Source organism: Flavobacteriaceae bacterium (assembly GCA_014075215.1).
In the GTDB taxonomy this organism is placed as follows: Bacteria; Bacteroidota; Bacteroidia; order Flavobacteriales; family Flavobacteriaceae; genus Polaribacter.
Genome location: CP046177.1, coordinates 776,191 through 800,530, shown reverse-complemented (window position 1 = coordinate 800,530; position 24,340 = coordinate 776,191). Strand labels below are relative to the sequence as shown.

25 protein-coding genes and 1 pseudogene are annotated in these 24,340 nt (G+C 32.0%); 21 read left to right on the top strand and 5 right to left on the bottom strand.

What is annotated here, in order from left to right; all coding sequences use genetic code 11:
- The first annotated feature begins 128 nt into the window (after positions 1-128).
- From GKR88_04000 to GKR88_03975, 6 genes and pseudogenes are all read left to right on the top strand, one after another.
- A protein-coding gene (locus GKR88_04000) for an IS3 family transposase (protein QMU63519.1) occupies positions 129-1,294 on the top strand; the annotation gives its coding sequence in 2 pieces (ribosomal slippage) (positions 129-378 and positions 378-1,294; 1,167 coding nt in all).
- 51 nt (positions 1,295-1,345) lie between these two features.
- Entirely contained in the window at positions 1,346-1,612 is a 267-nt protein-coding gene (locus tag GKR88_03995) for a hypothetical protein (protein ID QMU63518.1), read from the top strand.
- Positions 1,613-1,678: 66 nt separating this feature from the next.
- Positions 1,679-2,458, top strand: coding sequence for a GLPGLI family protein (locus GKR88_03990; protein QMU63517.1), 780 nt, complete (start codon positions 1,679-1,681; stop codon positions 2,456-2,458).
- Positions 2,431-5,111: pseudogene (locus GKR88_03985) on the top strand (TonB-dependent receptor). The gene GKR88_03990 and the pseudogene GKR88_03985 overlap by 28 nt, the downstream one beginning before the upstream one ends.
- Before the next feature lie 243 nt (positions 5,112-5,354).
- Entirely contained in the window at positions 5,355-5,855 is a 501-nt protein-coding gene (locus tag GKR88_03980; protein ID QMU63516.1) for a hypothetical protein, read from the top strand.
- Between the two features lie 98 nt (positions 5,856-5,953).
- Positions 5,954-6,265 (top strand): hypothetical protein, encoded by a 312-nt coding sequence (locus GKR88_03975; protein QMU63515.1) that lies wholly within the window; start codon positions 5,954-5,956, stop codon positions 6,263-6,265.
- A 247-nt stretch (positions 6,266-6,512) separates the two neighbouring features.
- On the opposite strand, the gene GKR88_03970 is transcribed toward GKR88_03975, so the two are convergent.
- The gene (locus tag GKR88_03970; GenBank protein QMU63514.1) at positions 6,513-7,937 is read right to left on the bottom strand and encodes a hypothetical protein; all 1,425 of its coding nucleotides are present in this window, start codon (positions 7,935-7,937) and stop codon (positions 6,513-6,515) included.
- 27 nt (positions 7,938-7,964) lie between these two features.
- Positions 7,965-10,787, bottom strand: a complete 2,823-nt coding sequence (locus GKR88_03965) for a TonB-dependent receptor (protein ID QMU63513.1) — start codon at positions 10,785-10,787, stop codon at positions 7,965-7,967.
- Between the two features lie 313 nt (positions 10,788-11,100).
- On the opposite strand from GKR88_03965, the gene GKR88_03960 reads away from it, so the two are divergent.
- On the top strand, positions 11,101-12,156 hold the full coding sequence (locus GKR88_03960; protein QMU63512.1) for an endonuclease/exonuclease/phosphatase family protein: 1,056 nt from the start codon (positions 11,101-11,103) through the stop codon (positions 12,154-12,156).
- A 143-nt stretch (positions 12,157-12,299) separates the two neighbouring features.
- Here GKR88_03960 and GKR88_03955 read toward each other — a convergent pair whose 3' ends face one another.
- Together GKR88_03955 and GKR88_03950 are read right to left on the bottom strand one after the other, a co-directional pair.
- Positions 12,300-12,602, bottom strand: a complete 303-nt coding sequence (locus tag GKR88_03955; GenBank protein ID QMU63511.1) for a helix-turn-helix domain-containing protein — start codon at positions 12,600-12,602, stop codon at positions 12,300-12,302.
- On the bottom strand, positions 12,586-12,930 hold the full coding sequence (locus GKR88_03950) for a type II toxin-antitoxin system RelE/ParE family toxin (protein ID QMU66636.1): 345 nt from the start codon (positions 12,928-12,930) through the stop codon (positions 12,586-12,588). Before GKR88_03950 ends, GKR88_03955 begins: the two co-directional genes overlap by 17 nt.
- Positions 12,931-13,094: 164 nt before the next feature.
- On the opposite strand from GKR88_03950, the gene GKR88_03945 reads away from it, so the two are divergent.
- The 13 genes from GKR88_03945 (at position 13,095) to GKR88_03885 (ending at position 23,679) form a co-directional block, all read left to right on the top strand.
- The gene (locus GKR88_03945) at positions 13,095-13,394 is read left to right on the top strand and encodes a transposase (protein QMU63510.1); all 300 of its coding nucleotides are present in this window, start codon (positions 13,095-13,097) and stop codon (positions 13,392-13,394) included.
- 41 nt (positions 13,395-13,435) lie between these two features.
- Entirely contained in the window at positions 13,436-14,017 is a 582-nt protein-coding gene (locus GKR88_03940; GenBank protein ID QMU63509.1) for an IS3 family transposase, read from the top strand.
- 27 nt (positions 14,018-14,044) lie between these two features.
- Positions 14,045-14,416 (top strand): transposase, encoded by a 372-nt coding sequence (locus tag GKR88_03935; GenBank protein QMU63508.1) that lies wholly within the window; start codon positions 14,045-14,047, stop codon positions 14,414-14,416.
- Entirely contained in the window at positions 14,416-15,273 is an 858-nt protein-coding gene (locus GKR88_03930; GenBank protein QMU63507.1) for an IS3 family transposase, read from the top strand. Before GKR88_03935 ends, GKR88_03930 begins: the two co-directional genes overlap by 1 nt.
- A 91-nt stretch (positions 15,274-15,364) precedes the next feature.
- Positions 15,365-17,701, top strand: a complete 2,337-nt coding sequence (locus tag GKR88_03925; GenBank protein ID QMU63506.1) for an N-6 DNA methylase — start codon at positions 15,365-15,367, stop codon at positions 17,699-17,701.
- Positions 17,702-17,898: 197 nt separating this feature from the next.
- Positions 17,899-19,020 carry a hypothetical protein gene (locus tag GKR88_03920; GenBank protein QMU63505.1) on the top strand — a complete coding sequence of 374 codons (1,122 nt, stop codon included), beginning with the start codon at positions 17,899-17,901 and terminating at the stop codon, positions 19,018-19,020.
- 134 nt (positions 19,021-19,154) lie between these two features.
- Complete coding sequence (locus tag GKR88_03915) at positions 19,155-19,988, top strand: hypothetical protein (GenBank protein QMU63504.1); 834 nt, start codon at positions 19,155-19,157, stop codon at positions 19,986-19,988.
- A gap of 6 nt (positions 19,989-19,994) precedes the next feature.
- A complete protein-coding gene (locus GKR88_03910) occupies positions 19,995-21,038 on the top strand; it encodes a hypothetical protein (GenBank protein ID QMU63503.1) in 1,044 nt (347 codons plus the stop codon).
- Positions 21,035-21,304: a hypothetical protein gene (locus GKR88_03905; protein ID QMU63502.1), complete on the top strand. Its 270-nt coding sequence runs from the start codon at positions 21,035-21,037 to the stop codon at positions 21,302-21,304. Before GKR88_03910 ends, GKR88_03905 begins: the two co-directional genes overlap by 4 nt.
- Entirely contained in the window at positions 21,301-21,894 is a 594-nt protein-coding gene (locus GKR88_03900) for a hypothetical protein (protein QMU63501.1), read from the top strand. Before GKR88_03905 ends, GKR88_03900 begins: the two co-directional genes overlap by 4 nt.
- Positions 21,887-22,414 carry a DUF805 domain-containing protein gene (locus GKR88_03895; GenBank protein QMU63500.1) on the top strand — a complete coding sequence of 176 codons (528 nt, stop codon included), beginning with the start codon at positions 21,887-21,889 and terminating at the stop codon, positions 22,412-22,414. Before GKR88_03900 ends, GKR88_03895 begins: the two co-directional genes overlap by 8 nt.
- Before the next feature lie 2 nt (positions 22,415-22,416).
- Entirely contained in the window at positions 22,417-23,304 is an 888-nt protein-coding gene (locus tag GKR88_03890; protein ID QMU63499.1) for a hypothetical protein, read from the top strand.
- 15 nt (positions 23,305-23,319) lie between these two features.
- The gene (locus GKR88_03885) at positions 23,320-23,679 is read left to right on the top strand and encodes a hypothetical protein (GenBank protein QMU63498.1); all 360 of its coding nucleotides are present in this window, start codon (positions 23,320-23,322) and stop codon (positions 23,677-23,679) included.
- Between the two features lie 167 nt (positions 23,680-23,846).
- Here the strand turns inward: GKR88_03885 and GKR88_03880 are convergent, their stop codons facing one another.
- Complete coding sequence (locus tag GKR88_03880; protein ID QMU63497.1) at positions 23,847-24,065, bottom strand: helix-turn-helix domain-containing protein; 219 nt, start codon at positions 24,063-24,065, stop codon at positions 23,847-23,849.
- A 59-nt stretch (positions 24,066-24,124) separates the two neighbouring features.
- Here GKR88_03880 and GKR88_03875 point away from each other — a divergent pair, with 59 nt between their 5' ends.
- Positions 24,125-24,316 (top strand): type I addiction module toxin, SymE family, encoded by a 192-nt coding sequence (locus GKR88_03875; GenBank protein ID QMU63496.1) that lies wholly within the window; start codon positions 24,125-24,127, stop codon positions 24,314-24,316.
- The last annotated feature ends 24 nt before the right edge of the window (positions 24,317-24,340 follow it).

Below are 24,340 nucleotides of genomic sequence, written 5' to 3'. Positions count from 1 at the left end.
ATGATATTTTTGTAACCAAGAGCAGAATGTCTTCTGTATCTGTTGTACCAAGTTTCTATGTATTCTGGACTTGCTACATTTAGAGTGACAAAGAGTTAAGCTAATTTTATCTAAAATAACTTAACCATATGAAACGAAGAAAATACAGTAAAGAGTTTAAAATTAAAGCAGTAGAATTAAGCAATGTACGAGGTAACACAAAGCAGATTGCCATGGAATTGGGAATCAGTGCAGATCTTATTTACAGATGGCGTAGAGAATTAGAACAGCGTCCTGATTTAGCTTTTAGCGGTAATGGCGTCAAACAACTCACAGAAGATCAGAAAGAGTTAGAGCGATTACGTAAACAGCTCAAGGATGTTACCATGGAGCGGGATATCTTAAAAAAGGCCGTGAGCATCTTCTCCAAGAGCGATCGGAAGTATTGAAATTTATCAAAGATTACAGTAGAGAATATCCGGTTGGGAAGATGTGTAAAATTTTTAAAATTAGTAGAAACAGTTATTACAGGAGTAAGAATTATGTTCCATCAGATAGAGATGGAAAAAATCGTATGCTACTCTCTGAGATTCACCGTATCTGTGAGCGAAGTAAATCTACTTATGGAAGTCCTAGAATTACAGAGGAACTCAAAGCTAAAGGGTTTAAAGTATATAGGTCTAGGGTAGCACGATTGATGAAAAAACACGGGATTAAAGCAGTTCGTAAAAAGAAATTTGTTGTCACGACAGATTCTAAGCATCAATATCCAGTAGCTGATAATGTATTGGATAGAGATTTTAAAGCTACCGCTGCTGCACAGAAATGGGTTTCTGATATTACCTATTTAAAGACTGCACAAGGATGGCTGTACTTAACGGTAATTATTGACCTGTTTGATCGTAAAGTCATTGGTTGGTCTTTGAGCAATGGACTCAAAGCAAGACAAACTATCATTGCTGCATGGAGAATGGCTGTAAACAACAGAATGCCTTGTGAAGGTATGATTTTTCATTCTGATCGAGGTGTACAATACGCATCTCATGCGTTTGTTAATATCCTTAAAAGTTATCATGTAACACCCAGTATGAGTAGAAAAGGAAACTGTTGGGATAATGCAGTAGCTGAATCTTTTTTTAAAACAATCAAAACAGAACTAATGATAGACAATAAGTTTATATCCAACAAAAGTCTTCAAATTAAAGTCTTTGAATACATAGAAACTTGGTACAACAGATACAGAAGACATTCTGCTCTTGGTTACAAAAATATCATCGAATTTGAAAAATTATATCAAATCAAAAATGTAGCTTAACTTTTTGTACCATTTTTTGTTGCATATCCAAACAGTTAAAAACAAATAACGATGAAAAAAATATTTTTTGTACTAGCCTTTACGCTGGTAGGGACGTTTGCTTTTGCAAATAATTCAGTTGAAAGAGAAGCTAAAATAGAGATTGAAAACATTACTGAAATGAGTAATAGCTTAGAATTTCTAGATAGTTGTACAATTAGACAAGCACAACAAGTTATTTCAAATGGAGAAGTTGTATATGAATATTATACAGTTTTTCATATTGATGGGTATTCTTGTGAACAATTTTTTTCCATGATAATTGCCGCTTTTTGGTAAGATTGACCTTAAAAATGCCCAAGATTTAGTTTAAATTTTGGGCTTAACTTAATCATAAATAAGAAGATGAAAAATATAATTACAATATTTTTATTATTTAATTTAAACTTTTTGATAGGTCAAGTAACTAAAGTGGAATATTATACTTTTACAAAAAACACAATAGATACAACAGGAATAAAAACTTATCTTTTATTTGACAAACATAAGTCATTATTTGTATGGAAATCTACGACTCAAAAAACTAAAAAATTAAAGGAAGTTTCAAATGAAAAAGGGAATGAAATAAAAATTAAAAAAATATTTCTCGACACTATTGGCACAAGAGTATTTAATAATTATTTAGATAATAAATTTATTCTCAGAGAGCCTTTTTTAGAAGAAAACTTTAAAGTAATAGATGGTAAGTCAGTTATTAACTGGAAACTAACTAATGAAAAAAAGTTTATTGGAAGTGTAAAATGCCAAAAAGCAGAGGGATACTATAGAGGAAGGAATTACATAGTATGGTTTACTGAGGAATACCCAGTACCAACAGGGCCATGGAAATTAAATGGTTTACCAGGTTTAATTTTAGAGGCACATGACGAAAAACATGAAGTTAACTTTATTTTTAAAAAACTATATAAATGTCAAAATTGTATTGATAAAATAAATATTGAAATAGGAACTGATACTATTTCGATAAAGGAATTTGTTACAAAAAAAGATAATTTTTATAATAAGATGATAAAAGAAACTTTATCAAAACTTCCAAGGGGTACAAAAATTATTGAATCTTCATTCAAAAAAAGAAAGGGGATAGAAACAGAATTTGAATGGGAAGAAGAAACAAAAAAAGATTAACCTTTGGTATTACAATAATTGCGTTTTTAGTTTTTAAAAATGTTTGCTTTTCTCAAACCACAATATATGGTTCTGTTACAGACAGTAAAGATAATTTGTATTCTGTTAGCGTAATTTTAAAAGACAGTCTTTCAAAATCTATAATAACCTACACCTATTCAGACGATAATGGTAATTATAGACTGGAAACAAAAAAAGTCGGTAAATACAATTTAGTATTTTCATCACTTGGTTACGAAGCTAAAACTATCCCTTTGTTTTTGAAAAAAGAACAAAAAGAGCTGAAAATAGATATAGTTCTTGTGGAAAAAGCAACAAACTTAGACGAAGTAATTATTCAAGCAGAATTACCAATGTCTGTTAAAAAAGACACTATTTCATATAAAACAAAATATTATGTAAAAGGTACAGAACAAACCGTTGAAGAACTTTTAAAAACAATTCCCGGAGTTAATATCAATACAGATGGCACAATAAAAATAGGCAATCAAGAGATTGAAAAATTAATGGTAGATGGAGATGACCTTTTTGAAAGAGGTTACAAAATTCTGTCCAAAAATATGCCAGCTTATCCTATTGAAGAAGTTGAAGTTTTAAAAAACTATTCTAACAACAGATTACTAAAAGGTGTTGAAGAAAGTAATAAAGTAGCTTTAAATTTAAAGCTTAACGAAAAATCTAAACGTATTTGGTTCGGTAATATAGAAACAAGTATTGGCAATGACAATTTTTATCAAGTAAAAGGGAATTTTGCAAATTTTGGCAAAAAGAACAAGTACTACTTTTTGACCAATTTAAACAGTATTGGTTACAATTCTACAGGCGATATAGAAAACTTAATAAGACCTTTCAGAATTAATGAACCGGCAAGTATAGGAGATAACCAAAATGTGAACTCACTTTTAAACCTTTCGCCAAACCAACTCAATTTTAAACAAAGTAGAACCAATTTTAACAATGCAGAGTTGGTTTCGCTAAATGCTGTTTTTAACCCAACCCAAAAATTAAAGATTAAAACACTTGGTTTTTTTAATTGGGATGAAAATGATTTTTTTAGAAATTCCGTTCAAAATTTTAACATTAACGGAATAAAATTTACTAACACCGACGATTTTGTATTGCGGAAAAAGAAATTTATAGGTTTCGGAAAAATAGATTTAACCTATGATATTTCAATAACTAAAATGCTTGAAGTCACAACGAAATATAACAATCAAGATACTGAAAACACAAGTAATTTGAATTTTAATAGCCAACAAACAGTTGAAAGTTTAAACGACAGAAACACCTTATTTGACCAAAAAATAAGCTACACAAACAAATTTAAAGAAAACAAAGTTTTCCTGTTTACAGGACGATATATAAACGAAAAAATACCACAAAACTATACAATTAATCAATTCTTCTATCAAGATTTGTTTCCAAGTAATTCAAACGCAAACAATGTATCACAACTAAGCGAAACCAAATGCAATTTGCAGGTGTAAACGCACACCTGTTAAACCGTAAAGAAAACGGTCATTTATTAGAACTTCAATTAGGTAATGAATATAGAAAGGACGCACTATCAACTACATTTTCACTTTCAGAAGATGAGATGGTTTTGGAACAACCTAACGGTTATCAAAACCAAACGAACTATCAAGTTAACGATTTATATTTTAAAAGTAAATACCGTTTAAAAATAAAAGATTTTGGACTTACAGGAAAATTAGACTTTCATCAACTTTTTAATCAAATAGAAAACAACAATACTACATCCAATCAAAATCCATTCTTTATAAATCCGAGTATTGGTTTCGACTGGAAAATAAACGACAAGAACAAAATTATTTCTTCATATTCGCACAACACCACAAATGCGAAAATAATTGATGTTTACAGCGATTTTGTGTTGACGGGATTTCGCTCTTTTTCAAAAGGCACAGGAAATTTTAATCAGTTAGATGCATCAAGTTTGGTTTTTAATTACCAATTAGGAAATTGGAGCGACAGATTTTTTGCCAATACATTTCTGCTTTACAGCAAAAATCACGATTTCTTTTCTACAAATACCTTAATAGAACAAAACTACACACAGGCTGAAAAAATTCTAATTAAAGACCGAGAATTTATAAGTATTAATTCAAAATTAGATTATTACTTTAAGTTTATCTCATCAAATCTAAAATTAGACTTAGGTTATTCACAAAGTGAATTTAAAAACATTGTTAATAATTCTAATTTAAGACAAGTAACCTCAAACAATTACAATTATGGACTTGAATTACGTTCTGGTTTTAGTGGCATTTTCAATTATCATATTGGCACAAAATGGAATACAATAGAAATAGAAACCACCATTAATAATTCATTTACAGACAATGTAAGTTTTTTAGATTTATCATTTGTATTTAATAAAAAATTGGATTTTCAATTACAAACGGAACGATACTACTTTGGAAATTTACAAACCGATAATATCTATTATTTTTTAGATTTTGACTTAAGATATAAACTCATTGAAAACAAATTGACTTTGGGACTTAAAGGCAAAAACCTTTTCAATACCGAAAGGTTTAAGAACTTCTCAGTTAGCGACATAGGAACATCAACGACTCAATACAGATTATTACCAAGATTTGTACTTTTGAAAATGGAATATAGATTTTAAAAAACGAATGAATTAAAACGGCTACCAACAACGTATAAGCATAATAAGGGTTAAAAGCCCCGAACCAAATGTGATTTTATGTTTGTTCAGGTCATTTCTATACTGAAATTAACAACTTACCAATCCCTTACTATGCTTATACAAGACCGTCGTTATGCCACGTTACGAAAATCGAAAGAGTAGAAAAGTTATTAACTTAGAAAAGTCTAAATGAAAAAGATTTTTCCTCTAAAATTAAATATTATGAAACTTTTTAAAATTAAATTAACTGCGATTATTGGGTTGTTTTTAGCAATAATTACATTTAGTAGTTGTTCTCAGAACGATGAAATAACACAAGACAAAATTGATTTAAGTAATATTGAACTTAAAGGCATTTTAGATTACAACACAAAAATTACTAAAAGCACTATACAAAATGAGTCTTCAACTTTAACATTAATGAAACTGCTCAATGAAGCAAAATCAATATCTAAATCAGAAAAGAATAAATACAATGATTTAAAATTTTATTTCAAGAACAATTATTTATATGCATCACGAGAACATTTTACATACGCCCCAATTGATGACGGTGGTGGTGGAGATGATAATGATTGTGGAAATTGGACACATTGTAAAACTTGTAGAAGTGAAAGTTGTGTTACAGATTTTATCAAAGATATGGCTGATAGATATAATTGCTTTGAAGTTAGAGTACATCGTAGAACCTTCTCTGCTAATCTTGTGATTAAAAGCCCATAAAAAGGTAAACGCAATAGCAGTTTGGATACAGGTTCAAAAGGCTATTGCGTTTATTTAACTATTGCTATCTGTAAATTAAGTGCGTATAATCTGCTACTGTGCTTGTACTTGACCGTTATGCTCAGGTTTTTTCTCAAAGAAATTTGATGTTAGGGGTATTGGGAATTTTCTTTTATGTTGCTGAGGTTTCTATCGGGAGTTTTCTGGTAAATTCCTTCCAGGAACCCGGGATGGTTCCTTTAATTAGAGAGAGTAATACCTTATCAATCTTTGTTGCTGGTTTGTTACCTCTTGTTTTAGGTGCGATAGATAATTGCCATCTAAAAAGTGTTCGTCTTGGAATGCCAAATCTCTTACTGGTTTGCTCAAAAGTGAGACCTTCCTTTTGCTTTACTTTAAATACTTGTTGAAATCTAGTGAATATCCCATACAACAAGATACAAAAAATATATGACAAATTATAATGAGTTAGTTATATAATTTGAACTCATCTCGACTTTTTGTTTTTAACCGAAAATGAACTGAAATTTAACTAGATAAGGCACTTTTTGAAAGCTATAGCAGTGCTACAGGTAAGAAAAGTAACGAAATATAGGTGAATTTCAGTCATTTTTTAGGAAATAGAAAAAGTCAAGATAAGTTCTTTAAAAAATTTTCTTAATTGGATTTTATTTTAATGTTATCTAACTCATATGTTCCGTCAAAACCCTCATCTCCGCTTCCTTTGTATCTGAATGCGATATATATATTACCGGTAGCACAGGATAAATCTGCAATCCCGGAACTAAACCAGGAAGCAAAAGAGTCTGTATCCTGCGTAATATAGGCTGCAGGCAGAATACCCCATGTAGCAGAGGTTATATTTGCAGTAGTTCCGTCCCAGTCCATAGAAAATAATAATTCTAAGGTACTGCCGTCAGCAAAGCTGTTTGATGTTTGAAAAGTCAATGTTTCACCGGTTTGAGCATCAAAATTTATTTGAGGAGATATCAGCCAGGCAATTGAACTGGCATCACCGGATCTAAAAGATCCTATTCTGGCAGATATACCCAAAGAGGCATTGGAACCCCCGGAGCTATACGCCTCCCATGCTTTAGTTCCCTCCTGAATAAAGTTGGTCCAACCGTTACCGGAAATCGGGGTAAATGTAGCCTGGGTTTCAAAATTATCTTCGAATAAGGTATTCGACCCTTCGGCAGCAGCAAGACCACAGTTTAATTCAATAGGATCACACCTGTTCGTATCTGTAAAGTTTATATCCGAAAGACTGTTGACAACAAACACATTAAAATCATTTCCGAAATCCCTGCTAAAAATTCCTTGTATACTACCTTTATTCTGATTTACCCGGATAGACTTAAAATCTGCAAAAGTACTTGTTTGTAAAGAAATCGTAGTATTGCCCGTACAATTCTCCAAAGTTCTAAACCCGTCAAACTGATCACTTGCTTCACCTGCGTAAGTCAAGGCGAGCTGATCTCTAAAAAATTGTATATTATCTAATTGAATAAGCGTATTTTGGTCAGCAGTTGTCAAAGCAGTTATGGTACTTACTTTTGGAGTAAGAGTGGCTACCTCGCTACTTCTTAAAATGAAATTCTGATATTCATAGGGTTGTATTTGATCTAAGTCACTTCCTTTGCCTAATGTTAAAACCCCATTAGACATCCCTGCACTTAAACCATTTAATTTGACATATATTTTTCTGCCTATTTGATAGGTCTGAAACAGGCTGGCAACGTTCAATTCAATTTTAAGGCCTAGTCTGGGGTCAGCAGCAGGATTGCTATCATCTGTTTTATTTTGAATGATGAGTTCTTCAAAAAAATTCCCGGCCCGGTCGCTGGAAATTACATACCCGGTGATATATATATCTTGATCAAATGTTACAAATGCAGCCCCATTAGCTATCGCTTGGTTATAAGCAGCTAAAACAGCATTAAAAGTGGTTTCCGTTCCTGTTACAACAGGTTCTTGGATGCTGACATTCGGAGTTTCAAAATCTCCGTCTTTTACACAGGATATGCTTATGCTTATGAAAGCGATGTATAGGAACGTTTTTAAAATTGTATTTGTTTTCATCAGTATTTGTATTATGCTGTTTTTTTATTAAAATCTTAAGTTTACGTTTAAAAAATAAGTTGTCCCCCGGCCATACCAATATCTGGGGCCAAATACGGGAGTACTTAAAGAAGTATCTGCAAGTAATTGCCTGTAGTTAGCATTTCTGCCACTCTCAAATCCGCCGGTTCTGTATACGGTATTAAATAGGTTATTTACACTTGCAAAAATACTTACAAAAGTGTTCTGTACTTTCCAGGATTTACCTCCTACTAAATTAGTAACCACATACCCGTCTATCTTTTCCTGTTGTAATAGCCGCCTTGCAACTACAGGATCGTATTCATTAAATGGTTGTCCGTCAAAATCCGTATAAAAATTAGAACTCCTTTGAATGGGACTTATATCTATGTACGCATTAGACAGAAAATTTACAGTAGTCCCGAACCACCAAAAATCGGGATCTCTGTATTCAAAACCTACTGAAAAAGCTTGCTGAGGGCCATTTGCTAGTTTATAATCTTTTAAAGAAGCTTCGCCTTGTGTTTGTAAACCAAAATCTCTAATCAGAGGATCTGTAGAAGTGGTATTTACAAAATCTTCGGAGGCAATATATAAATTAGGATTATTAGTATAAGTGTGTTGGCCTACAGAAGCAACGCCTTTTAATTTGGTGGTAGGTATCACCTGATATTCAATCCCAAACTCCACTCCTATATGTTGTTTGTCTATTCCTTGTAAAATTTCTTGAATAAATGCAGCATTATCACCACCTATACCATCTGCAAAAAAGAAAGAGATTTCATTAGCATCTTCTATTTTAGTGTAATAACCGGTTAATCGGGCCTGTATTTTCGGAGATCTTAGTACATAACCGGCATCAAAAGACAGTATTTTTTCTTCGGTAATATTAGGCACTATTGCATGGTTTTCTCTGGAATTTGCAAATGTATTTCTGATGGAAGGTGCTTTTGTAAAATAAGCGGCATTTGCATCAAAAAGGTGCCTCCCTGTTAACTTGTATGTTACTCCGGCTTTAGCCCCCAAACCGTTAAAAGACAATTTTCTTCCTTTTCCCAGAGAGCTATTGGCAAACCCTCCGTTTTGATACAAACCTTCTCTTTGATAATTAGTGTTTGTATAATTTAGAGCCGTATAAAAGTCTACTTTGTTGTATGTAAACTGTACTTGTGCAAACCCGCCAATAATACTTGACAGAATATTGTAATTGTACCTAAACGTATCTCCGGTACCGACAATTCTGTTAGGGTTTAATAAATTGTTCTGTATTTGATTTGGGTTATTTGTCAAATCGTCTGCAAAATTATCAATATCCAGATAACCGCTTCCTCCTAAAAGGTCTAAGATATTTGCAAAATTATTAGAGATTAAATTTTTATAATTTAAAGAACCGTTAAATATGATATTTTCATTTATTGAGCTATTTAAAACCACATTCATGGTAAATTGTTTATCATCTATTCTATCTTCATACTGTATAAAAGTAGCATTGCGCCCCTGTGAAGCATTGGCAATATTGGTTTGATACATGGCACTCCAGTCTAGCTGGCCGTCATTTAAAAATTGTTGTTGTAATCCGAAAGCAACTTCGGGCATATTCGGAAAATTTCTTGCTCCATAACTGGGCAATTTTTGGTAGTATGTTGGATCGGGGTTGGCACCACCTCCTTCGGGGAAGCCGCTATTAGGATTTATATCTGTACCACCGAAGTCAATCCTGCTATTTCCCAGACTTCCAAATTGATACCCTATATTGGTGGTTAAAGAGGTATTTTCATTGATATTCCAGTAGTGATTTAAGATCACAATGGGTTCAATAAGTTCTTTATATCGGGAATTTCTGATTTTTCCATTTTGATAGCCCCAGTAAGAATTGTATTTTATATCTTTTAAATCATATACTTCCTGGGTGTTTGGCGAGGATTTTCCTCTTTTATTGGGTGCAAGAATTGAAGTAATATTAATGCTGTGACGGTCGTTGATTTTTTTCTCGACGGATGCAAATATGGAATTTGCATTATAAGAAGTCCCGTCATTAAACCCTTCAGTACCGGCTCTTCTGCTTGCAGATATGGCGTATGCCCATCCATTTTCCTGCATTCCGGAAGCATATGTTGCCATCACTCTATGGATGTAACTTCTGTTGGAAGAAGCATAAGACACACGTATCCCGGGTCTTTGTTCCGATGCCCTGGTGTTTATATTTGTAGTACCTAACAACCCTCCAAATGTATAATTTGAAGGAGTTAACCCATTACTAAATTCCTGGTTTCGGGTGACATCATTTAAACCTCCCCAATTGCTCCATTGTGGCCTGCCATCAAAAAGTTTATTCATTTCAATACCGTTGATCATAACCGTACCGTTTTCCGAATCCAAGCCCTTTATTCTAAAAAAAGATCCGCTAAAATCAAAAGCAGCTGTTCTTAAATACACATCTCTTGTAGCTTGTAATAATCCTGAAATATTGTCTGCAGCACCGGCATCGTCATTTAATTCGTCATCGGTAATGGTAATGGTACTTAGATCCAAATCTTCCGTTATATCCTGATACAGCAAGATACTCCCCAGATCAATGGTATTTCCATCAAATTGCAATGGGAAATTCTGAGTTTCATAACCTGTAAATGAGATTTCAAGAATAAAATTTCCATTCGAAAAATTGGTAAGTTCAAAAGCTCCGTTAGCATCGGTAACTCCTACAATAGTTGTAGTGAGTATTTTTACGGAAACGCCTTCTATCGGGTCCTCGGAATCACTATCCTTAATAATTCCTTTTACACTATTTTGAGATATTGCACTAAAAAACAGTAGTGTACTAAAAAATAGTGTCATTATTGATGTTCTCATAAACTACGTTATTAGATTTCTAATACTATGAGACCTTTGCAAAATAGGTATATATTATGTATTTGAATTGATTTGGCTTCAAATTTCTTCCTTCTCGAAAATTTTAAACCCTCAAAACCAACAAGGTTACTCCGGTTTAAAATTTTCTTCGGGTGTTGAACTTTTTTGCCAAATCAATGCTGCAAAGGTATCACTATTAGAATTTGGAGTAAAGCTAATAAAAATTAGTGCTATGATAATGTTAATATTACATTAACTGATGTATAACTAATCATTAGTTTTTTAAGTTTGTATTATTAAATAGCAGATAGTAATGGTTAAAAAGGCAATTTTTCTCATACTTGTTGTATTTTCAATAGCAGTTGGGAGCGCTCAAAATAAGGGGAAAACGTATAAAATAAGAACAATTGCTTTTTATAATCTGGAGAATCTTTTTGATACTATCAACGATGTGAATAAGAACGATGAGGCAAGCCCTATGATGGAATTAAAAGGAAACAGGTCTAAAGTCTACTGGGATAAAATTGACAAATTAGGCAGTGTTATTGCACAAATAGGTTATGAAAAAACAAATACCTCTCCGGCTTTAATTGGTGTTTCCGAGGTTGAAAACAGGGTCGTACTGGAAGATTTAATCAAATCCAAACACTTAAAAAATAAAAGATACGGCATTATACATTACGAATCACCTGATAAAAGAGGGATTGATGTTGCATTGCTATATCAGGAACGGTATTTTAAACCTGTATACCACGAATCTTTCAATCCGAATATATACAGGGAAAACAGAAAAATATATACGAGAGATCAATTATTAGTGTCGGGTTACCTGGATAATGAATTGATTCATATCATTGTCAATCACTGGCCATCCAGAAGCGGAGGAGAGGCTAAAAGCAGACCATTACGTGAAAAGGCAGCCTTTCAGAATACAAAGATCATTGATAAAATAAAGTCAAAAGAGCCCAATGCCAAGATTTTGTCTATGGGAGATTTTAATGATGATCCCATCAATTCAAGTTTTAAGAAAATACTAAAAACGAAGGGAAAAAAGCGGGAAATACAAGAAGGAGATTTATACAATCCTTTTGAAGAAATGCATCGAAGAGGTTTTAATACTTTAGGATATAGAGACAACATCAATCTGTTTGACCAGATTTTTTTTACAGCCTCATTACTAGACAAAGGAGAAAAAGATTTTTCTACCTATAAAATGTTTAAAGCAGGCATTTTTAATAAGCGCTTTTTAACGAGTAAAAAGGGTCGTTTTAAGGGATATCCTTTTAGAAGTTTTTCTTTTGGGAACTATACGGGGGGGTATAGCGATCATTATCCCGTTTATATCTATTTAATTAAAGAAAAAGGATAATCGTTAACCGCAGTATTTTTTTAGTAAAAAACCTAACTTAAAAAAACAAGCTCTTTTAAATGGGCTTAAAACGAACCTCTATTTTTGAGAGGTAAGGGTTTGTGCAACAGCTACCCATGTTGCTATTAGTACTTTTCAACAAATTATACATTCAGTGATAGTTTTAGACTTCCACCCAAACCCTCTCGGATGACGCGCATTAAAGTCGAAAGTCGGATATCACTTGCATTGTTCTCAATTCGAGAAATATAGCTCTTTGTCGTTCCAACCTTGTCGGCGAGTTCCTGTTGCGTAAGGTTTTTGCATTTCCTCGCTTCCTGAATTAAAACTCCAAGTCTAAACGCCTCAAATTCCTCTTGAAATTTTTCTCGTTTTTCAGTGCCTCTTTTTCCGTATTTACCATCCAAGTGGTCGTCCCAATTCGTAATGTTATTTTTTGTTTTCATAATATTCCTTTTTAAGTCGTTCAGCTCTTTTCAGTTCAGATTTAGGTGTCTTTTGTGTTTTCTTTTGGAATCCACTCAACAGTACAACCAAGTTCCCTTTGTCGAAAAAGCAAAATATTCTAAAAATTTTGTTGTTTGCAGAAACTCGAATTTCCCAAAGACCGTCAGTATTCGTTAAATGTTTTAGGAATTTACCGGGAACAACCTTTGTCGTTTGAACCAGAGTCACAATCCAATCTATTTTGCCCTGCACTTTTTTGTTCTGCTCGTTATAGAAATCCCAAAAGTGGTTTTTGTAGATTTTGATTTTCCACTTAAATTCACTCAAATCTGCTAACAATTAAATTCAAAGTTAGCTAATTAGATAACAATTAGCAAGATTTATTCCAAAATTTTGATGCGAAGACGAAATTTTGGTATTAATGGCAATGGACTTGCTACATTTAGAGTGACAAAGAGTTAAGCTAATTTTATCTAAAATAACTTAACCATATGAAACGAAGAAAATACAGTAAAGAGTTTAAAATTAAAGCAGTAGAATTAAGCAATGTACGAGGTAACACAAAGCAGATTGCCATGGAATTGGGAATCAGTGCAGATCTTATTTACAGATGGCGTAGAGAATTAGAACAGCGTCCTGATTTAGCTTTTAGCGGTAATGGCGTCAAACAACTCACAGAAGATCAGAAAGAGTTAGAGCGATTACGTAAACAGCTCAAGGATGTTACCATGGAGCGGGATATCTTAAAAAAGGCCGTGAGCATCTTCTCCAAGAGCGATCGGAAGTATTGAAATTTATCAAAGATTACAGTAGAGAATATCCGGTTGGGAAGATGTGTAAAATTTTTAAAATTAGTAGAAACAGTTATTACAGGAGTAAGAATTATGTTCCATCAGATAGAGATGGAAAAAATCGTATGCTACTCTCTGAGATTCACCGTATCTGTGAGCGAAGTAAATCTACTTATGGAAGTCCTAGAATTACAGAGGAACTCAAAGCTAAAGGGTTTAAAGTATCTAGGTCTAGGGTAGCACGATTGATGAAAAAACACGGGATTAAAGCAGTTCGTAAAAAGAAATTTGTTGTCACGACAGATTCTAAGCATCAATATCCAGTAGCTGATAATGTATTGGATAGAGATTTTAAAGCTACCGCTGCTGCACAGAAATGGGTTTCTGATATTACCTATTTAAAGCCTGCACAAGGATGGCTGTACTTAACGGTAATTATTGACCTGTTTGATCGTAAAGTCATTGGTTGGTCTTTGAGCAATGGACTCAAAGCAAGACAAACTATCATTGCTGCATGGAGAATGGCTGTAAACAACAGAATGCCTTGTGAAGGTATGATTTTTCATTCTGATCGAGGTGTACAATACGCATCTCATGCGTTTGTTAATATTGACCCGTCCTGAAATATGTATACAAAAAACAACAAGTATATGTATAAAAATGATGGATATGTAAGACGTTATAGTGAGAGTTTTAAACTCAAAGTATTAGCAGAACTTACCAAAGGAAACCATTCCAAAAGACAAATTGCCTTAACTTACGGCATACAATCTAGTACGATAAACGTATGGATTAAAAAATATGACCGTAAAGATTTAATGAACACCCGTGTAACCGTGCAAACAGACGACGAATTATCCCGTATTAAAGCCCTTCAAAAAGAGCTAAAACAACTCAAAGATCTTCTTATTAAAAAGGATCTAGATAAACTTGTGAATGATAGTTATCTTGAAGTAGCTGCTGAAAATCTTGGCTATAAAAATGTTGAAGAATTAAAAAAAAACTTAAACATAAAGCCTTAATGAAAATAGCACCGATTAATAGAAAAAAAAGAAGGTACGCCATCGCTACTATTTGTAATGCTTTCGAGTTAAAAAGAGATGCTTATTACAAATATCAAAAAAGGTTTGTTCTTAAAAAACAAATAGAACAAAATGTAATAATGCTTGTTAAAAAAAGCAGGAAAACATTACCCAGAGAAGGTACTAGAAAGCTAATGAAATCCTTACATAATGATTTTAGGAAACAGAATATAAATATAGGTAGAGACCAGTTATTTAGAATCTTAAAAGAAAATAATTTGTTAATTAGAAGGAAAAAATATTCTTCTAAAACAACCAACTCTTACCATCGTTTTTATAAATATAAAAATATCATAAAAGACCTGATCATTAATAGACCTAACCAAGTTTGGGCTTCGGATATTACCTATATAAGAACTATAAATGGATTTTGTTATTTAGCACTTATTACTGATATGTATTCAAGAAAAATAGTAGGCTATGATATTAGTGATAGTTTAGAACTTAAAGGCTGTGTTAGAGCTTTAAATAAAGCTATTTATCAAACTAAAAATACCGAAGAAATCATACATCATTCTGATAGAGGAATACAATATTGTAGCAATGTTTATACTCAAATTTTGAAAAGAAAAAAGATACAAATCAGTATGACCCAAGAAAATCATTGCTACGAAAACGCAATGGCCGAAAGAGTTAACGGAATTTTAAAAGATGAATTCTTCCTCGACCAAACATTTACAAATATCAATCACGCCAAAAAAGCAACAAAAAATGCAATCAAATTATATAATAATAAAAGATTACATTTATCTTTAGATTATAAAACACCTAATTACGTGCACAAAAATGTAGCATAAATTTTAATAATTAACTGTAGCCCTATTTTAGGACGAGACATACAAGAAACGATACAGCAATTTTTAAACAAGGAGATTTAGATTTATAATTATGGCAAACGAAAGAAAGACAGAGCAATTAGTTCGCAAGCATTTTGAAAAGTTTGCTGATAAAATAATTATTGAAGAGCAAAAATCTGATAATGCAAAAATTGACAAATTATTAAAAACCGCATCAAAAAAAGGTACAGGACAAGGCTACCCTGAATTTATTATTTCTTTCAAGGAAAATTCCGATTTATTAATAGTTGTAGAATGTAAAGCGGAAGTTACTAAACACGAAAGCAAGAATAAAGTTAAATATTCAGAATATGCAGTTGATGGTGCTTTGCTTTACGCTTCATACTTGTCAAAAAGTTTTGATGTTATTGCTCTTGCGGTTAGTGGTGAAACAAAACAATCATTAAAAATATCTCATTTTCTTCATTTAAAATCAGAGAAAAAGGCTACATCAAAATTTGACGATAAATTTTTAAGTGCCGAAGATTATTTAAAAGGTTATGAAAATAGTGAAGAGAAATTTAGACAAGATTATAATGCACTTTTAGAATTTACGAAAGAGTTAAATTCTAAATTACATACTCATAAAATACTTGGAAGCCAAAGAAGTTTATTAATTAGTTCAATTCTAATAGCTCTTGAAAATAAGGCGTTTAGAAAATCTTATGGAGTATATGATAATGCGGAAAATCTCTCAAATTTCCTAACTCAAACTGTTTCAAATGAGTTAGAAAGTGCGAATATCACAGGAAAAAAATTAAATAATCTTGACGTTCAATTTAGTTTTATAAAGACTGATACCTCTTTGTCAAAGAAAGAAAATGTATTAAAAGAAATTATAGATGAGATTGATGATAATATTAATTCATTTATGAAAACACATAGATATTTTGATGTTCTTGGTCAATTATACATAGAATTTCTACGATATGCTAATAGTGATAAAGGACTTGGCATTGTACTAACCCCACCACATATAACCGAATTTTTTTCTGATTTAGCAGGAGTAAATAAAAATACTATCGCTTATGATAACTGTACAGGTACAGGTGGCTTTCTTATAAGTGCAATGAGTAAAATGATTAAAGATGCAAAAGATGACCAAGAAAAAATCAAGAAAATAAAATCAAAACAATTAATAGGAACAGAATACCAATCACACATTTTTGCACTTGCTGTTTCCAATATGTACATTCATCAAGACGGTAAGACTAATATAATAAACGGTAGTTGTTTTGAACCAAACATTATTAAGGAAGTAAAAGCAAAAAAACCAACTGTTGGTTTTTTGAACCCTCCCTATAAAGCAAATAAAAAAATAGACACAGACGAATTTGAATTTATTTTGAATAATTTAGAATGTTTGGTTGATGGCGGAACTTGCATTGCAATTGTACCAATGCAAAGTGCCTTAGCAACAAAAGGAAAAGTTTATGAATTTAAAAAGAAACTATTAGAAAAACATACACTCGAAGCAGTTTTGTCAATGCCTGATGAATTGTTTTTTAATTCAAAAGTAGGTGTTGTTTCCTGTATTATGGTTTTTACTGCACACAGACAACATCCAAAACATAAAGAAACATATTTTGGTTATTATAAAGACGATGGCTATGTAAAAAGAAAAACCAAAGGAAGAATTGATGCTTATGGTAGGTGGGAAAAATTAAAAGAAAAATGGTTATCAAATTATGTGAATAAAAAGAGAGAAGCAGGGGTAAGTATTAGTAAGCCAATTAATGCAGAAATGGAATGGGTGGCGGAAGCATATATGGAAACAAAATATACAGAATTAAATAGTGAATATTTCTCTGAAACATTATTATTTTATGCAACTTTTTTGCTTGGTAATAAATTATCAAATGAAGTTTCACATAAGCCATTTCACGACAAAAATATTCAATTTAATACACAGGATTGGGAATACTTTGAACTCGAAAAATTATTTACTATAACTGGAAGCAAAACGACACCATTATTGGAATTAGAAGAATATGGAACAGGTGTTTTTTCTTATGTTACTACACAAGCAACAAATAACGGAGTTGAAGGGTTTTATGATTTTAGCACAGAAAAAGGAAATGTTTTAACAGTAGATAGTGCTGTTTTAGGGTATTGTTCATATCAAGAATTAGATTTTTCTGCAAGTGACCACGTTGAAAAATTAATACCCAAATTTGAAATGAATGAATATGTTGCTGTGTTTTTAGTTACTATTATGAATTTAGAAAGATATAGATATAATTATGGTAGAAAATGCAGTCAAACAAGAATGAAAGAGATAAGTATTAAGTTGCCATCAAAAGATAATGAACCAGATTTTAAATTTATGGAACATTATATTAAAACTTTGCCATATTCATCATCAATTAAAATGAAAGAAATTGAATAAGTACGTGTGGTAACAATGTATAAAAATAATAGCTGTTTAATCGCTAAAACGAAAGCAAGCAATTATAAAAAAGGTCTGTACTTAACCGAAAAGTTAGTGCATTTTAATACGCTACTATTCTTATACTAGACCGTTAGTGGCAAGGTAAAGACCGAAAAAAATGACAGAAATATTAACTTTGAACAAAATATATAGATATGAGTAAGACGAAAATACCGCCAATAGTGAAAATTAGTGCCTACCTTTTGAGTTTAGGCACGTTTATAGTAGGTTTTTGGCACGCCCATTTGGGGTTAAAAAATCAACACTTTTTTGGCTCTGAAAATGGAAGCCTTGTGATAGCTGCAATTATATTGATTCTTATATTAATATCATACTACTTTGCGGTTAGCGGCAGAAAAGTTGCACTATTCTTCTATCTCATTTGTGCTTTCGCATTAATTGTATTTAATCTGAATTATTTCTACCCGTATGATTTTAAAGAAGATTTGGTTAAGGAAGAAGCTGGTATTTTAAAAGATACACTTATATCATATTCTACAAGAGCCCAAGCAATTATCGGTGTCGAGTCAGATGTGGTAGATGACTATATTGACTTGAAAGACTTGGAGAAGCAACTTATTAGCGAAGTGAGAGACCAAAATGGATTTAAAGCCAATGCAAGAGCCGTACTTAGTAAATTCAATGACATTTTAGCAAATTATAAAATCAATGCAATCAATCCCTCATTGGCGGGTGTAAATGAACCAACTGAACAGGCTCGTATTCTGCAAGGTTACATTACAAGTTCAATCGAGAGTTTTATAGCAAAAAACTTAGTCAACAGTGAGATAAATTTAGATGTTGCTGAAAGACTTTTCAAAGCAAAAGAGGATTTGAAATCACTAGAGATAAAATATATTCCAGAACTAGAGTTCATTCAGCGAGACACAACTAAAATAGACATAAGTAACGATAAAAAGAACATAGAAAACAATCCCAAGAATATTGCAAAAATTGCAAAAATTGTGTCTGAAGTTAATAGTACTACAAAACCAATTAATGATATAAATACGGGTAGTGCTGATTTCCCAAAACTTGAAGCCACAATAACCGAACTCGGAAGTGTGGGCCATACTTTACCTTCAATAGTTCAACACATAAAAAATGGAACTAAAGAGCAAAAAGTAGGAACGTGGAAGAACATTCTACTTGTTATATTTTTAGACTTAATTGTTCCCTTAGCCATCTACGTTTTAATAAGAAGGAAAGAAGATGAAGACGATGATGAAAATTTCTTTAATAGCCTATTCGGGAAAAATAAAAATTTCAATAAGTAAACCAAATAAATAGAAAGTAATGAGCGATTATATATCAACAGAAAATCAAGAGAGCCAATCGAATAATCCAGAACCAGAAAAATCTTCAAGGATTCCACTAGCGGATTTAAGTCAAAAAAACATAATGGAAATTTTTGACAACCTTAATCAAGAAGGTCGTCATATTGTTGTTCCCATTGGTTTTCCAAAAGCAGGAAAGTCTTTGTTCTTGTCGTCACTTTTGTATTATAGCCAAAGATATACTGAAAAAAAAATGGTCAGCACTTGATTTAAACGAGTATCCTTACGACAAAGGTAACGTGTCTAGAGATACTATGGTTAAGTACTTTGACGACAAGGAAGCATATCCTTCTACTGAAAAAGGAACCCTAGATTTAATAGGAATGGATATGGAACCGAACAAAAAGGGACTTCCGGTGCTTAAATTGGCTTTTGTTGATTTAGCTGGTGAAGATTTGGAGGAAATCAAGACTGACAATAAAGGTAAATTTAATCCTAAAATTGAAGGAATACTAAAAGCCTGTGAATTAGGTAAGCCTGTATTTTGTCTCATAACTCCTTATAAGCCTGTAAAAGGAGATAAAGACGAAGACACTTTGCATCAGAATTTTATAAACTATATAAAGGTTAATATGCCAAATCTTTATAGCGTATCTAAATTTATCGTTATAGTATCTCAATGGGATAAAATTCCAGTTAACGAAAATGTGGTAGTTGAAAATTACATTAAGCAATTTAGGCCATCACTAGACAATGCTATAAAAAGTAGAAACGCAAAAATAGTATATGGAGAATTTTCTGTAGGAAAGTTAGTCGACACATTTGATGATGACAATAACCCAGTGGTATATATACAAAGGCTAGACTTCCAATACCCACATAATTTCTGGAACAATTTATATAAACTTGCCACAGGTAAATCTGAAGGTGGTGGTTTATTTGCATTTTTTAAAAGACTATTTGGATAAATTATTATGGAAGATACTAGTATTATTTTCTTCGGAAAGCCAGATGGTTTTGAATCCTTCGGATTTAAGCCTCAAGGTGTAAAAAGCAAAGTAGACCATTTTGAGCCAAGTCTGAAACTGGAATCAAAGCATCAAGATGTATTTCACACGTTTACAAAAAATGGTTACTCATATTTAGAACTATACAGCTTCGCCAAAGCATATAATGCAGGACGTGACGGCATTGTGATTGGTGTAGCTATTAAGTCAAATAAAGAAATAGCTGTTAATGATAATAATTTTAAGATATTAAATGGACTCTTAAGTCATTTTAAAAAACAGGCATTAAGTGGGAAAATGTTCAACTCTACGAAAATATCGGATATGGTTAGTTCATTTAGTTTAGATGACAAAATATTTAGTGATTTTGAATTTACAGCCGATTACTCTAATGAACACGGAACATTACCTCTATTTCTTGAAGATTATGAATCTAAAATAAATCAGATTTCTGAATGTCGTAAAAGTTATTCAAATGTATATGTGTCAAATGAAAAGAATATTTTCAATACCAAATTAAATAATCGATTTTTGCACAAATTTGGCAATAAATTCTACACTATATCAAATTCGCAGTTAATTGAGTATAAAGAACCAGTTAGGACAAAACCTACACATACAACTAAAACTAGTACGGATAATGTTACCGACAAACTAAAAAGTGATATTCTAAGAGAAAAAAGCAAATACGTTGATTTAGAGAGTAAGTTAATCGCTTTTAGGAAATCTAGCGGCAAAAAAATCAAAGCACTTGCGATTACATCGGCAGTTTTATTGCTATCACTTGGGGCTTTTTTTTTAAGGACTTCTACTTGGATGACAAAAAGAATACTCAACCTCCAAGTATCGTTACAAGTCAAGATTCAGGCGTGGATAATGGAAATCAAAACAAACCCTCGCAGCAGGAAAACACTATTAATATTGATAATATTCTGGACAATCTTGACAATCGCTCTCTCCTTAGTGCTATACTTGTTAATATCGACCAATTTGAAAAGAACAAAGGGGTGAATCACTATAATGCTATAGTACGCGATTGTGAAAAACTGAATATTGACCATTCGTATTTCAAGAAACCTCAAAGCCCAACTATTAAACAGAAAACAGTGGAAGTTACTAGTGGAATGGGGATAAACACATTGCTTAATAAGTTCGACAATAAGTATACTAAAGATGAAATAATCGAGTGCAACAAAGATGCATTTGTGAGACCATCTGACGGAGATCCTTACCTGAAAGAAGCTGGAATGAAAATTATAATGCCTTGTACAGAATGATAAAAAGATTTCCTAAAGATATTTTTATCTTACCCGTTGTTTTGTTTGCATTTCTTGCTTTTAACTCGTGCGAAAACAATTGCAAAGATGAACAAATTGAAAAAGTAGAATGGTTTACTGAATATAAGAATGTTTATGTGGATACTTTAGTTGATTACTCCATAGTTCGTGATGAATTAGTGTTTAATGATACAACCAAGAGAGTAACACACTTTGTATCAATAAAAAATAATAGCACAAAGTATTCAAATGAATTTTCAGTTAGTTATAAGTACGGATATTTCAGTTCTTATAACAAGGAGAACTCTTATAAAGAATATCAAACAGAATATACAACTATAGAACCAGATTCAATCTTTACTTTTGAGTTTGAACGACAAGCAAATTATTACAATAATTTTAACAACTCTATCACGGTTCTTCAACATTCCAAGGAAGTTGAAGTTTCAATGAGATATGACAAACTTAAAACTGAGCTAATAACAATTAATACCTGTGTTGACAATGTTGATGTACTTAAGGAAAAGTATAATACTATTAAGAACTTATATAATTTTAAGATAGATACTATCAAATTGACAAATGAGTAAAAAAGGAAACATCTATCAATATAAACTGCCCAAATCTACAAATGAAGAAGTGGGCTTTCTATCAATAAAAGGTAGAATCACGCTTAGAGCATTTCTGCTTAGGAGTTTATTGATATTTCTACTCATATTCTTTTCGAATTATGTATTCTTCAGCTATTCATTTCCTACCTATGAAAGTTATGTTTCTTCTATTGCTGAAAAATCAGATGTATACTGGAGCGAAGTAGAATATCTATTCGCATTACAAAACGACCTTCCTCCCAATGACTTTTATTTACAGTATAGAATTTTTGCCATTGCTAATTTCATAGTTTTACCTTTAATAGCAATTATATTTCTTCTGATACAAAGTATAAAAAGAATACACGACACAAATAAGACTGGTTGGCTGATTTTGATTCCCTTATACAACCTTTTTCTCCTATTGTCGAAAGGTACAATCAGTACAAATAAGTTCGGCATTGACCCAAGACCAGTTAAAAATGTCAAGTATTTTGATGAGTTGAAAGAAAAAAAATGAAGATGTCTTTAATCATATTGACAGCTTTAATCAGCACTTTTCTCATTTATAAAGTTGTGTCTCTATCTTTTGAAAAACAACAGATAAATCTTGAAATTTCCGAGCTAAAAAGCATTAAGTATGGTCTCTTTGATGTTAATGAATGGAAGCAAAAGATAACAGATGTATTTTTTGACAGGATAAACGAATATGAACTCAACCCTGAAAACAAAGAGCACCTTAAGAAATATATCGAAACTGGAATCTATATCTTGATAGACGAAGTAGATAGATTTTTGGAAACAGAACAAGACAAGGGTAATCTTATTGAGCAACTTATCAAGACTTTTGTTTATAGTGTATCATTTAACAAGAATAATTTCAAAGGGCAAGTGCCTGAATGGGCTGATGAAATAATATCAATCGTTGAAACTCCCGAAACTCAAAATCGGATAAAGGAGCAGTTATCAAGTGGGCTTCACGTTCTTTTTGATAAAAACCCATCCCTTACGAATTACAGCGTGAGAAACACTATTTTAGATAAATACAATTTCGCACATTCAGAAACAGTTACCTGTTTACAATATCTAGAAACGGAAAAAGAAGGATTGAATAAAAAACTAAAATTATTTTCATTGTTCCTAATTTTTCTAACAATAAGCATTTTTTGTAGTCAATTTATCCCGAATATCGGAAGTCTCGAAAAAACTGTTTATCCATTAATTGCATTGTGTTCTTGTTTTTTTGTTGGAGTCTTAATACCAATGATTTCTCTTGATGTACGACTGGATACTTTTGAATTTATACTAATCGGAGAGAAAATTGAGTTTAAAAACCAAGTTTTATACTTTCGTTCAAAGAGTATTATACAGGTAATAAAAATACTTTTTCAAGACGGTTCTTTTAACTAATTCTTTACAGGTTTATTGATTTTAGCTTTCAGCGTTATATTCCCATTTACTAAAATAACATCAATAATCTATGAAATAGCAAGTAAAACGACTAATCAGTTTACTGACTTCTTCATTAGAAAAACGAGTAAATGGAGTATGGCAGATGTTTTTATAGTAGCGATTTTTTTGTCCTATATTGGGATTAGTAGTTTTTTAGACAACGTTTTGAAAATATCGGTATCCCGGACTAGCAACATAAGTGTTATTCCAAATACTAATAATTCAAATTTGGAAATGGGTGTTATTTTCTTTTCTCTGTTTGTTATATTCTCATTGTTATATAAGTCTGGAAGTACAGGGAACTTAAAACCAAAATATGACAACTATTTTTAAATGAGAGACATAAGACACCCAGCCACTAACATCATATATGATGCCATACCCTGCGGGATACGGCACATATACACGACCGTTGGGCGTAATTGGCAATAAAATGATAAAATCTGTTGGTTATCAAATAAAGTGGAATCATACATCTAAAGTAATACAGTAAAATTGAGCTATTTTAGAAGTACAGAAACCGAAATTTCTAATCCATCAGCAATTTTCATCAAAGTAAACAAACGAGGATTCGTTTTTCCGTTTTCAATCATATACAATTGAGTTCTTCCAATTCCACAATCAAAAGCAAAAGACTTTTGGTCAATCTCTTTTTCTTCTCTTAATTGCTTGATTTTAGCACCTAATTTTTTAAAATATTTTAATTCTTTTGTGTTCACTATACCGAATTTCGATAAATTATTTATATATTGTGTTCGTCATAACGAACAAGTTTTTAATGAGTCGATTTAGAAAGCTAAAAATTTATCAAAAATACCAATCTCGCGAATGGAGTAAATATGCTGTTGTTCCTGAAATTCGACTTGAAGGAAAATGGTTGAGAGAACTTGGATTTGAAATCGGAAAAGAAATTGAGATTGACCAACAAAAAAATAAACTGACTATTACACTAACTGACAAAAACGAATGAAAAGTAACATACGCCCAACACGGT